The 12473-nt window shown below is 36.2% G+C and carries 13 protein-coding genes; 1 reads left to right on the top strand and 12 read right to left on the bottom strand.

What is annotated here, in order from left to right:
* Positions 1 to 2 precede the first annotated feature (2 nt).
* From GGR42_RS04755 to GGR42_RS04720, 8 genes are all read right to left on the bottom strand, one after another.
* Entirely contained in the window at positions 3 to 815 is an 813-nt protein-coding gene (locus GGR42_RS04755; RefSeq protein ID WP_167961359.1) for a dioxygenase family protein, read from the bottom strand.
* A 99-nt stretch (positions 816 to 914) separates the two neighbouring features.
* Positions 915 to 2456 carry an FAD-dependent oxidoreductase gene (locus GGR42_RS04750; RefSeq protein ID WP_167961357.1) on the bottom strand — a complete coding sequence of 514 codons (1542 nt, stop codon included), beginning with the start codon at positions 2454 to 2456 and terminating at the stop codon, positions 915 to 917.
* 2 nt (positions 2457 to 2458) lie between these two features.
* Positions 2459 to 2836 carry a hypothetical protein gene (locus tag GGR42_RS04745; RefSeq protein ID WP_167961355.1) on the bottom strand — a complete coding sequence of 126 codons (378 nt, stop codon included), beginning with the start codon at positions 2834 to 2836 and terminating at the stop codon, positions 2459 to 2461.
* A 4-nt stretch (positions 2837 to 2840) separates the two neighbouring features.
* Complete coding sequence (locus GGR42_RS04740) at positions 2841 to 3476, bottom strand: DUF2306 domain-containing protein (protein ID WP_245201392.1); 636 nt, start codon at positions 3474 to 3476, stop codon at positions 2841 to 2843.
* Complete coding sequence (locus GGR42_RS04735; RefSeq protein ID WP_167961353.1) at positions 3473 to 5662, bottom strand: M28 family metallopeptidase; 2190 nt, start codon at positions 5660 to 5662, stop codon at positions 3473 to 3475. The genes GGR42_RS04740 and GGR42_RS04735 overlap by 4 nt, the downstream gene beginning before the upstream one ends.
* A gap of 179 nt (positions 5663 to 5841) precedes the next feature.
* On the bottom strand, positions 5842 to 6525 hold the full coding sequence (locus tag GGR42_RS04730) for a DUF4386 domain-containing protein (protein ID WP_167961351.1): 684 nt from the start codon (positions 6523 to 6525) through the stop codon (positions 5842 to 5844).
* Between the two features lie 85 nt (positions 6526 to 6610).
* Positions 6611 to 7153 (bottom strand): helix-turn-helix domain-containing protein, encoded by a 543-nt coding sequence (locus GGR42_RS04725; protein ID WP_167961349.1) that lies wholly within the window; start codon positions 7151 to 7153, stop codon positions 6611 to 6613.
* A gap of 104 nt (positions 7154 to 7257) precedes the next feature.
* Positions 7258 to 8163 carry an SMP-30/gluconolactonase/LRE family protein gene (locus GGR42_RS04720; RefSeq protein WP_167961347.1) on the bottom strand — a complete coding sequence of 302 codons (906 nt, stop codon included), beginning with the start codon at positions 8161 to 8163 and terminating at the stop codon, positions 7258 to 7260.
* A gap of 151 nt (positions 8164 to 8314) precedes the next feature.
* Between GGR42_RS04720 and GGR42_RS04715 the strand changes: the two genes are divergently transcribed.
* On the top strand, positions 8315 to 8785 hold the full coding sequence (locus tag GGR42_RS04715) for a hypothetical protein (protein WP_209023923.1): 471 nt from the start codon (positions 8315 to 8317) through the stop codon (positions 8783 to 8785).
* Positions 8786 to 8841: 56 nt separating this feature from the next.
* On the opposite strand, the gene GGR42_RS04710 is transcribed toward GGR42_RS04715, so the two are convergent.
* The 4 genes from GGR42_RS04710 to GGR42_RS04695 form a co-directional block, all read right to left on the bottom strand.
* Positions 8842 to 9357, bottom strand: a complete 516-nt coding sequence (locus tag GGR42_RS04710) for a YceI family protein (RefSeq protein ID WP_167961345.1) — start codon at positions 9355 to 9357, stop codon at positions 8842 to 8844.
* 22 nt (positions 9358 to 9379) lie between these two features.
* Complete coding sequence (locus GGR42_RS04705; RefSeq protein WP_167961343.1) at positions 9380 to 10093, bottom strand: pirin family protein; 714 nt, start codon at positions 10091 to 10093, stop codon at positions 9380 to 9382.
* Positions 10094 to 10163: 70 nt separating this feature from the next.
* Positions 10164 to 11057 (bottom strand): helix-turn-helix domain-containing protein, encoded by an 894-nt coding sequence (locus GGR42_RS04700; RefSeq protein ID WP_167961341.1) that lies wholly within the window; start codon positions 11055 to 11057, stop codon positions 10164 to 10166.
* Positions 11058 to 11138: 81 nt separating this feature from the next.
* Positions 11139 to 12473 carry a DUF58 domain-containing protein gene (locus tag GGR42_RS04695; RefSeq protein ID WP_167961339.1) on the bottom strand — a complete coding sequence of 445 codons (1335 nt, stop codon included), beginning with the start codon at positions 12471 to 12473 and terminating at the stop codon, positions 11139 to 11141.

Below are 12473 nucleotides of genomic sequence, written 5' to 3'. Positions count from 1 at the left end.
TTTTAGGCTTGCTTTATTCCAATTTTTGCAGTTGCAACTAAGGCACTATTATCATTTAAAGGACCTTTTGTAGTTAATACTAGTCCGTTAGCTTCATCATACATATCTAAGGCAATATCATCTTTAAACTTTGTAGACGCTTTTCCATACTTAATGTATGGCTCGTGTGTAGTATAGATGGTATCACAAGTTTCGTTTTCAAAATAAAATTGAGTGGTTAATTGTTCAACTTCATCAATATATATTTTTGCATGAATGTGTGGTACTCTACCATCATACCAACCAGGAAAAATGGTGTTGAATGAAACCCATCCATCTTCATTTGTTTTTTGCCTTCCACGAAGAAAACTAGCGTCATTGATTGGGTCTACATGAAATCTTCCATTCACTATTTTTCCATGTCTTTCTTCAAACAAATAACCTTTCCATACATCGTGGGTAATTTCTTCTGGATACCCACTATAAACACCTTCGGCATCACAATGCCAAATATCTACTACAGCATTAGCCAATGGAGTGCAATCCGGTTGTCTTATTATCTGAAGACGTAAATTAAAAGGTTTGCCTTGTTTGTCTTCGGTAATATCACTACGCTCGGGCGAAGGATAAAAAAAAGGACCTTCAGTTTGTTCAGAGGTTAAAATACAGGCAGCGTCCATATCCGATGGCGCATGAGAAAGCAAATTAGAGTCAAAATCTGCAGCATACAGTGTTTTCATAATAATAGGTCTTCTAAAAATCCATGCTACTAATGCAAGAATTCCTACACCGCTTAAAATGGCGTAGATAAATTTTCTTCTTGATTGTTTTGTCATTATGAGTGTTTTTTAGTTTGGTTATAATTTCAGTAAGTAGAAATATATAGGCATTGTTAAAATATTGGAGTATAACAAGATAGAGAATAATTTAATACTCTAAGCATTGTTAATTATATCTTTTATATGTTGGGACAATCGTAAGGACAGTGCCACTAGGGTGAGTGTTGGATTTGGAGCTCCGGAGGTGGTGAAGCAGGCCGAGCCTGCAACAAATAAATTGCCTATCCCATGTACTTTGCAGTTGGAGTCTACTACTCCTTCCTTTGGATTATTGCTCATTCTGGTGGTACCCATATGGTGCCATCCTGCGTTGGTGCTATCTGAAAAAGTATCATCTTCTGGGTCTCTTAAAAATTCATGTAATTTAATGCGACCAATCCCAGCTATACCCACCTGTTGCCCTAAAATCTGGTAGATTGTTCTAATACTTCTTTTATCCAATGCCGTTAATTCCCAATGTAATTGGGTTTTGGGCATCCCAAGTGCATCTTTTTCCTTTCCAAGTGTAACACGGGAATTAGGGTTTGGAGCTTGTTCAATACGAGTATTGAGTTGAAAGGCTTTTCTAATGTTTCCTGTTTCATTTTTTGAAGCTTCACCTGCGTCATCGTAGCTCTCATTGAGTTTTTCCCTACTTTTTCTTGGGTCATCATCTTGCCATGTTTCAATTTTAGGTTTAAGGTTTTTGGCAAGAGATAAACGACTTAGGGAAACAGTTCCGTTCAAAATTCTTTTTTCTTTTTGAATTTCTTCGGTCAAGGCCAATTCTGCACTGGACTTTGTTTTGCCATAGTGCCATCTATATAAATCTGTAGGAAATCGTTTAAATAACCATAATTCCGCTGAAGCTATTTCCAAATGCTCCATAAAATAACGACCTACTAAATCATGGTCATTGCCCAATCCTTTTGGTGCTTGTGAGTTTGAAGCGAGTAAAAGTCGGGCATTTTGAGTAGCGCCACAGGCCATTATAAAATGGGTGGCCCTGACCTTATGCGTTTTTCCTTGATGGTTTTTTATGGTAACTTCATTAACCTGCGTTCCGCTTTCATTGGTCAATATATCCATTACATTGGCATAGGTATATAGATGGACGTTTTTGGAGTTGATAATTGTTTTGTTGTATAATTTACCAAAACGAGCCTGACTATATTGCCACATTTTGTTCCATACCACCTGTTCATCCAATGGAAAGGGATTTAGGTTGGGAAGCTCTTTGTTCCAATACTCATACTCGTAGTTATAGGGACCCAGTTGTAAGGGTTTATGGGCCTTAGCATAAAAAGGATCTAAATCTTTTTTTGTAATGGGCCAACCACTATCTCCCACCCAATCCCTTTTTTTGAAATCCACATCATCAAAAGGAGAGCACATTCCTGCCCAATGGCCTGTTGTTCCCCCAAAATAATGTAGCCGACTGGATTTAAGAGGGTAATATTTTTGCCCCGTGGTTTTACCCGCATAAAGCTCTTGGACTTTATCATCATATTCAAATCCGCCACCTTCTAGAAGAATAACCTTATATGGTGTATCCATCCAATCCAAAGCAATACTTATTCCTGCCGCTCCAGCCCCAATAATACATATATCACCTTCAATTAGGGAATTATTATTAAGTTGTCTGGCATCAATATGCATAACTAGGATTTAGTTTGTTTTAAATAATACAGAGCACATTGACAGGCTTCGGTAACCGATATAAACCAACCATCTACTATGATGATTCTTCCCGATTTATAATCTTCTTGAATGACTTCATTTAAGTTAGGTTTAAATGAAGAGATGTTTTTAGATAGGGTTTTTAATAGTTTTTTTTCGCTGCGTTCTTCTGGATTTTCCTCATAGTATTTTTTGCCAATATTTAGAAGGGTTTCTTCATCCCATATTTGGGCAAGCATATCTGGGTTGGATAATAACGTATTGTCCCGGTTTTTTTTTTTATGAAAATAATACCAACTTGGGATTGCTATTATGGCAGCTCCTGTAGCAGTTAAAAGAAAGAATTTTCTTCTTTTCATCTTACTATAAGTGTGTGGTTTTTAATGGACGGACAATAAGAAATTCAGCAACCAAAAGATTGGGAACCCAACACAGCCAGGCTATAATTCTGTAGGCAAATATAAATTCCATTTTAAAACCTGCCAGAAATATGGGTAAATATACGCGAAGTGTTACGGCAGCAAAACAGAGTGCATAACTTTTAATCATCCAACGTTGATGGGCATCTATATTCTTTTGTTTAATAGTTAAATAAGCCATTGCAGTAGTATAAAGCCACAAAATTGCAAGGGCACCAAAACCGAACGCTGAAATGATACCTCCAGAGGCAAAAAAGGCAATGACCAATCCAGAGACACCACTTAAAAGTACTGCATAAACATAGATTTTCCCTAACAGTTTGTGTAATCCAAGACGTTTTTTTCTTAGTTTCTTAAAGAATTGAGAAAAACCTACCAAGAGTGATAATCCCCCCAAAAAGATATGTGTATAAAATGCAATTAAATACCAATTTTCCTGAAGTAGATATTCTGGTTTTGAAGACAAAAGAGATTGGTCTTCGGGGATAAACATAAAAGCTATAGGGTATAGGCCAATAAAAATGGCAAATACACTCATAAAAAAATAACCTATAGAGGTTTTAGCTTTTTTAAAATTCATAAAGCAGACATGTTTTTAATGTGTTGATCCAAGTTTTTTAGAGTTCCAGACAATAACATAATTTGTTCTTGGGCTTCTTCCCAGTTTTCTTGCTCAATAGCCTCTCTCACACCAGGTAATGTTTTAACACCATAACCTGTATAAAAACCTGGAGCATATATTTGGTGTTTGTACCATGACCTTCTTGGAAGTCCAGTTTCGTTGGTCAAAATATGTTCTGACTTCATGAGCATTTTGTTCAATTCTACCAATTGATTTTTAGAAAGTTTGGTAAAGTCTTTGGATGAAAATTCTTCAACTGTCATTTTTAATACATCCAAAGTGTTCATTAGGGGAGTAAAATTCAGATGTGGAATTCTTGCCTTTCTTTGGGGCTGTACAAAAGGCTTGGATGGGTCAGCAGCCAATTCAAAAGCATTTTTATCCAGTAGTTTATTATGTTTTTCTACATCTGCCCTCATGGTCTCACAGCTTTTGATTACCTGATCTAGGTACATGGCAATAGTAGAATGCCATTGTTTAAACTCAAAGGGCAGAACATCTGCATTGGCCATACGAAGGACAATACGTCCTGCGGTTTTTGCCAGTGTAACACCATATGCAAACTCTGGGTCTTTGAAACGCTTATAGTGACTATATGTATCATAAATGGTGTGGTATTCACCACCTGCATTTTCTCCCCCAAATCCCAAATTAAGGGCGGCTATTCCTGCATGTTGAATAAATGGTGTATAATCAGATCCAGAACCAAGAGCATATAATTCAAACTTGTCTGTGCCGCCCCTGATTAGATTAACGGCCATTCTTCTATCATGTACAGATACTCCTTTTTGTGGGTCTGTTACGGATTGTGCCACTTCACCTACCATGGCTTGCAAGGAGTGGGAACCTCCGGCCCCTAAAAAACCTCTGCCGTTGCCATCCGTATTTATATAGGCCACAACCTTCTTTTGCAATTCTTGTTTATGATCTTCTACCCACTCAGTAGAACCAATAAGTCCTGGTTCTTCTGCATCCCATGCGCAATAGACCAAAGTTCTTTTAGGTTTATTTCCTGCTTTGGCCAATTCTCCAACGGCTCGGGCCTCTTCCATTAGGGCAACCATTCCACTTACTGGATCAGCGGCGCCGTGTACCCATGCGTCATGATGGTTGCCACGCATTATCCACTGGTCTGGAAACTCTATTCCCTTCATAGTTGCAATTACATTATGGGCAGGTTTTAACTGCCAGTCAAATTCCAGTTTTAAGTGCACTTTTGCAGGTCCGGGACCAATATGATATGTAATGGGAAGTCCCCCTTTCCATGAAGTTGGTGCCACAGCACCATCCAAGGCGGCCAATAGGGGCTGTGCATCTTCATAAGAGATTGGTAAAACTGGAATTTTGGTAATGGTGGGAGCGTCTTCTATTTCTAGTCTTTTGGCATTTTTAGTTGCACCATAACCTGGAGTGAGCACATCTCCGGGATAGGTTGGCATATCCATGACCGAACCTCTTTGTACACCTGTTTTATTTTTAAAAGCTCCTTTTGGATATACATCCCCACGAACATAACCATCATCTTTTGGATCGGAATAAATAATACAACCAATGGCTCCTTTTTCAGCTGCTAATTTAGGTTTTATTCCTCGCCATGATCCAGCGTACTTGGCAATTACTATTTTTCCTTTTACATCAATACCCAATTTTTCTAGTTCCTCATAATCCTTTGGAATACCATAGTTGACAAAAACTAACTCCGCTTCTACGTCGCCATCAATGGAAAAAGCATTGTAACTAGGTAAAAGCTCATCACCTTGCCCGGTATAGGGGTCTCCTTCAACGGGAACGGCAGTTAATTTTGTGGTGTATTGTGTGGGGGAAGTGAGCTCCAAAGATCGTATTTTGGGATAGGGAAAAAGCACATGGTAGGTGTCGATTCGGGTATCGTATCCCCACGATTTAAATTGATTGGCTATCCACTTTGCATTTTCTTCCCCAAATTCTGTTCCAACATAGTGGGGTCTGGCAGACATAAGTTTCATCCATTCTTCCAAATTATCGGCTGAAAGTTGGGCATCGAATTTAGTTTCTAAGGTTATTTGTTTTTGGGTATTTTCAGGGGTGAAACCTATAAGTGTTTCTTGTGCGTTAATCTGGTAAATAAATAGGAGTGCTATGAGGAAAATTAAGTGGCTTTTCATATGTGTTGGTTTTATAAATGAAAGTTACCAAAATTTTTTAAAGTGTTTTGTCTTTTACTTACCTAATCTTATATCAATAGAGGTAATCATAACTTATTATATATTAAGGTATTTAACTGAAAAGTGATTGCTAAAATCCAAATATTAAATATGAAAAAATTTTTAAATGGCAAGGATGGTTACCTATCTCTTGCTCCCATTATCAAAAGCCATAAACAAGTTCCAATTTCCCCTATGCTGGCCGGTATAAGTATGTAAGATGAAATAGTTAAATCATTATAGTTTGGTAGCATGGTTTTTAAAACAAAATCCAAGAAGTACATTATACTGCCAATCATTAAAAAAACACCCAAAACTTTGGGTATTAGACCAGATTTAAAAATTAAGTAACCCAATGGGAATAACCAAAGTCCCCAAAATACCTGGGCTATTAAATAACCATTGCTATGGGAATTTAGTTTTAGTAGTATTTGGTTTTGAATTTGTGTCTTACCAAAAATTTCAAGATATTCTGGATTACCTATTAGGGATACTATTTCATAATAATTGGCCATATTAAGAAAAGCAATGGGAACACCAGAAACGGCCAAAGCAACCATTAATGTTGCCATTGTTTTATTTACCGGTGCAAATAGTCTGTAAAGTGCCAGGGGCACAAAAAGGAAGAATAGGTAGCAAACTAAACTCACTACAATACCAAGTCTAAAAAGGCTTTCATGTACCAATAGATTTGAATAGGTTGTAGTTGGATTGTCCCATACAATGATTTTGGAAGGAACATAAAGTAGGGCAAAAATTCCTGTGATGACTACTATGAAATAAAGAAGCCCCGCAAGTCTTCCAGTTTTTTTGATTGATTTCATTTTGATTGATTGTTACTAGTTTAAGACGACCTTATGGTTGGTTTGTTACATGTCCCAACCATTATCTGTAAATAGAGTGGTGTCTTTATGATACAAACTTAATAAGATTTGGATAATAAGAATCTCTTCCTTTGTACGCAGCAATACTCAATGCTATGGGGAATAAAAAGTTGATCAGTATCATAAGTCCCAATAAGAAAAGGACAAATGGATTTTGGGTAAGGATAACCATTACGAAAAAGATGAAGACTATGGAAGTCCATAGTATTTGAAAATTTAGAATATTGGCTCCCAAGGAATTTACTTCAATTATTTTTTCTTTTTTAGAAACCCAAAGAGCCAAGGGAATTAAAATATTTCCCAAGGGAATAAAGCCATACGAAAGTACTGACAGGTGTAATAATAGATGATATCCCTTATCTTCTACTTTACCATAGTCATAAATATCATCTGGAAGAATATCCAAGGCTTCACAAATTAAATTTAGAGTTGTGCCCCTTGGTTCACTTTCATTATTTTCTATGCGTTGAATTGTCCTAAGATTTACTTTTGCATTGTCGGCAAGCTCTTCTTGGGAAAACCCTTTACGTCTGCGTATTTCTTTTAATTTTTGTCCTATTCCCCCCATAAAGCATTATTTTAAGTATAAATGTACATAGGGCGAAGGCTTTTTGATAGCGGTTTGTCTACGGCATTTATATGACATTTATGTCTGAGCCTATATTTTATGGTCTATCTCACCCCCTTAACATTCATTTCCAAAGTGTACAAAGAATTCAAGGCCGTAATGAAAAGGGTTTTTTGATTTTTGCCACCAAAAGTCACATTGGCCGTCCAACCTTGGTCGATGGGAATATGGGCAATTTGCACCCCACTTTTATTAAAGACTGTTACTCCCTTTCCTGTGAGATATAAATTGCCTTGATTGTCTAGAGTAATTCCATCCGAACCCATTTCAGTAAAAAGTGTTTTATTGGATAGGATGCCTTCTTCGTTGATAGTGTATGAATATGTTTTTTTGTCTCCTATATCGGCCACATATAGTGTTTTACCATCTTTGCTGCCTATAATTCCATTGGGCTGTACCAAATCATTTACAACCACAATGAGTTCACTTTTTCCAGGAGCTAGGTAGTACACTTGTTGTTTTTCAAGTTCTGGCTTGGTTCTAGACCAATAATCTCTTTGGTAGTAAGGGTCTGTAAAATATATTCCACCCTTTGGGTCCACCCAAAGATCATTTGGGCCATTCAATTTTTTTCCCTCAAAATCATCAACCAGAACCGTTATACTTTTATCTGAATTAATTTGCCATAGCTCATTTTTTTCATCTGCACACGCCAAAAGATTTCCTTTATGATCAAAATAGAGCCCATTTGCCCTACCTGCATTCTCCATATAGACAGAAATGTTTCCATCTAAAGACCATTTTAGGATTCTATTATTGGGTTGGTCGGTAAAAAATACATTTCCCTCTTTATCAACCGCCGGTCCTTCAGTAAATTTATAATCCGAGGCAACCAGAGTTAATTCTGCACCTTCGGCGATGATAGATTTGTCTTGTGCTTTGCACGAGTAGAAAAATGTTAGGGCACAAATTGAGGATGTTAAACACAATAGTCTTGTTGGTAAAGTCATGGAAGGTTTTTTAGTTGTTTGTTTAAGAACCTTTTAAAAATACGCAAAACCTTCTTTTCTAAGAAGAAACTAACAGCAATTAGCACTATTTTTAGATTAAACTTTGTTCTTCTCTTGTAAAAGAGTTTCCTTTTTATACTTTTACAGCGAAGTGAAAAAGGTAACCGTTTTATTGATTTTGTTATCCCTTGCAGCTAATGTACAAGCCCAAGTGGAAAGGGATAAAGCACTCCACTTTGTAGGTGGAACATTGTATGGATTGGCGGGTGCCGGAATAGCCAAACAAATTTCTGATGGAGATAGGTATTGGACATTTGCTGGGGCTATTGGCGGTAGTTTGTTAATTGGTGTGGCAAAGGAAAGTATTGATAATAGCCAATATGGAGGTTGGAGTAATGAGGATTTACTGGCTACTGTTTTGGGCGGAACAACAGTAGGTTTTACCATTGATATTTTTACAAATAAAAAACGGAAGAAAAAGCTGTCCGACTATACTGGTAATGACGACTTTGATTTTACAATAAATCAAAAAGACTCAAAAGTTTTGGTATTGCAATTTAATGAAGTACCAACCCTTAATATGCTTTCATTGCCATTTTCCTTAAAAAAAATTCATCCATAAAAAAGGGCCGAGTGTTTTAACTCCCGACCCTACTAGTTTGCCACTAAAAGTTTATGCTACTGTTTTATAAACTGAGCCTCCACTATTAATTTTACTTTATCAGATACAACTACGTTACCAGCCTCAGTGACTGCGCTCCAACTTAACCCATAGTCTTTTCTGTTGATTTCACCAGTCACCTCCATGCCAGCTTTTGTTTGACCATATGGATCCGTAGCAATACCATTGAAATCTACATTTAGGGTTATTTCCTTGGTTACATCCCTAATTGTTAAATCACCAACGAGTTTACTTCCATTAAAACTTTTGGATGAAAAGGAAATAGTTGGAAATGATTCTGCATTGAAAAAATCATCAGATTTTAGATGGTTGTCCCTATCCTCATTTTTTGTGCTTATGGAATCTACATCAATTTCAACTTTTATTGTAGAATCTTTAAAGTCGGACCCATTAGTTTCTACACTGCCATTGTACTTTGTAAAATGGCCACTTACTGAAGAAATCATCATGTGTTTAACCTTAAATGTTACTTCTGAATGTGTTGGGTCTATTACCCATTTTGTTTTGCTCATTTTCTTTATTTTAAATTATTAGTTAAAAATTCATTGGTACTTCCATTAAAAGTACCTTACTGTTAGTAATTGACTTAAAGTTAAATTGCTCAGTATCCCAAATACCATAGCCATCTCTTTTATCCAGTTTTTGACCATTTATTTCTACTGTACCCTCTAATACAAAAACATAAATCCCATTTTGGTTTTTCTTGAGTGTGTAGGTGTCTTCTGTTCCCATATCAAAAGATCCTAAATGGAACCAAGCGTCCTGGTGTATCCATACACCTTGGTCATCTTTATTTGGAGATAGGATTTGATAAAAGCTATTCCTTTTTTCTACTTCCCTTAATGAAATTTGATCATATCTAGGGGTAACATCTCTTTGATTGGGGAATACCCATATCTGAAGAAACTTTACAGGTTTATCTTTGTTCTTATTGTACTCACTGTGTTGAATTCCTGTTCCAGCACTCATTACCTGGACATCACCTTCTTTAATTACAGTGGAGTTGCCCATACTGTCCATATGCTGTAAGTCGCCCACTAGGGGAATGGAAATAATTTCCATATTGTCATGTGGGTGGGTCCCAAATCCCTTTCCTTCGGATACTTCATCATCATTAAGTACCCTTAATGCGCCAAAATGTATTCTTTCAGGATTTTGGTAGCCACCAAAACTGAATGTATGGTGGGAATTCAACCAACCGTGGTTGGCGTGCCCTCTGGTTTCTGATTTGTGAAATACTGTTTTCATATCTTTCCTTTAGATAGAACAAAGGTCCGGATACAATTACAGGAAGAGAATATGAAAAAACGGGAAGAACTTATGAAAAGGCGATATTACTTGTTTTTTTAAAATCGGATGGGGAGACTCCGGTACAATTCTTAAAAAATGCACTAAAATTGGCAGGTTCCGAAAACCCCAATTGATACCCAATTTCTTTAGAAGAGAGATCGGTAAAATAAATGAGTCTTTTGGCTGCAATAATAATTCGAGATTGTATCATTTCCTTTGCCGTATTGCCCACTAGAGATTTAATTGTGCGGTTTAAATGATCAGATGTAATGTTCAATGCATTTGCATACTGTGCTGTGCCATGCCATTCTTGGTGCTTATCATTTAGTAAATTCTTGAACTTCTTAAGAATGGTATGGGCAGGAGAATTATGTTTAATTTCATTAGAACTTAAGGAACATAGATTATTACAATGTATAAAAAACAATTTAAGATAAGAGCCAATTGCTTGAGTACTGAATTTTACGTTAGATGATTTATACAATTGAATCATTTCTTCAGAGAAATGGGTTAGTTTCTCCAATTCTTCCTTGGAAAGAGATAGGGGAGGGTAATTTCCATAGAAGTTAAATAGGTTTAAATCCTCAATAAATTGAATAGAAATGTTGTTTTCTATTAAAAATTGCATTGAAAAAACAATGGAAAAACCATAAGATTTATTCTTTTCAATTACCTGATGTACCTGTCCTGGAGCTATAAAAAATACCTGATTTTGTTTTAGGGGATGTTCTTTAAAATCAATAATATGCTTGCCGTCAGCCCTTTTCACTAAAAGAACGGTATAATAGTCATGTCTATGGGGATCATCTGCTTTTCCCTTATGTTTTTCATGGATATCTTCCATTCGGGAAATGCCAAAGTAGATGGATTGGTCCAACTTTTCAGATTGTTTATAGAGCTTAATGTTTTGGGTATTTTCCATAGGAACAGATTAAAGATATCTATTCGTTTGGAAACTATCAATCTTTTGGAGATTTGAATATGAAATAAAATTGAATACTGATTAGATTAGCCCTCTTGCCTTAATTTCCAAATATTTATTGATTGTGTTTACTGTAAGGTCTTTTGGCTTTGTTAAAATAGTTTGTATGCCATGTTTTCTGAGTTCGTTCACTACCAATTTCTTCTCATAGACAAACTTCTCCGCAATGGTCTGTTCAAAAATTTGATGGGTAGTTTCTGCTTTTGTGTCCACAAATTCTGATAACTCTGTATTTTCAAAGAAAATGACTACCAATAAATGATGCTTGGCTATGGCTTGTAAATAGGGGAGTTGTCTATGGAGAGCATCTAAAGTTTCAAAGTTGGTGTAGAGCAATAATAAACTCCTGTGTGAGATATTTCTTTTTACATCAATATAAAGCCTGCTAAAATCACTTTCTACAAAATTAGTTTCTAGATTGTAGAGTGTTTCCAAGATAAGGTTCATTTGGGAGCTCCGCCTTTCTGCCACCACTCGGTTTTCTATTTTGTTACTAAAGGCAAACATGCCTGCTTTATCATGTTTTTTAATAGCAATATTGCTAATGACCAATGTTGCATTTATGGCATAATCCAAAAGACTCAACTCTTCAAATGGCATTTTCATGACCCTGCCCTTATCAATCACCGAATATATGGGCTGAGATTTTTCATCTTGAAATTGGTTGACCATCACTTGATTTTTCTTTGCAGTGGCCTTCCAATTTATATTCCTTATGTCATCTCCTTGCACATATTCTTTTATTTGCTCAAACTCCATAGTATGCCCAATACGCCGAATTTTCTTTAAGCCATACTCAAACAAGCGATTGGTAAAAGCCATTAAGTCATACTTACGAAGTTGCAAGAAAGATGGATAGACAGGAACTTCCTGTTCGTTGTTGAACGTATATCTGCGAGCTACCATTTCTATTGGTGAACTGGTAAATACATTTAGATTGCCAAAAAAGTATACTCCTCTTTCCACAGGGCGTAAGGTATAGGTGAATTGTTTGCTTTCACCTTTTGCCAAGTTCGTGCTAATACTAAAATCCCTTTTTTGAAATTGATGGGGGATTTCATCCAACATTCTAATTTTAGTTGGAAAAAGATAGGAGTTTGTCAACAGAATACCAATATCATTGTCATCACCATTGGATAATTTCTCTGGAACCATTCGTTTTCCATGGATATATCCCTTGGAAGCAAAGAGCAATAGTATATCTACCAAAAATATAATTAGAAAAATGTAAAATAGCAGTTTTACAGCTCCAAATAAATCCGGAAAAATGTAGGAGAATAGAAAGCCTATGATAAGGCTTGCCAACACGATAAAAAATCGTTTCTGTAAATAGATATTTTTAAAAATGCGTTTCAT

The sequence above is a fragment of the Saonia flava genome (genome assembly GCF_011927795.1).
Taxonomy (GTDB): Bacteria; Bacteroidota; Bacteroidia; order Flavobacteriales; family Flavobacteriaceae; genus Saonia; species Saonia flava.
The sequence above is the reverse complement of the archived record's forward strand: the minus strand, read 5'-3'. Positions and strand labels throughout refer to the sequence as shown.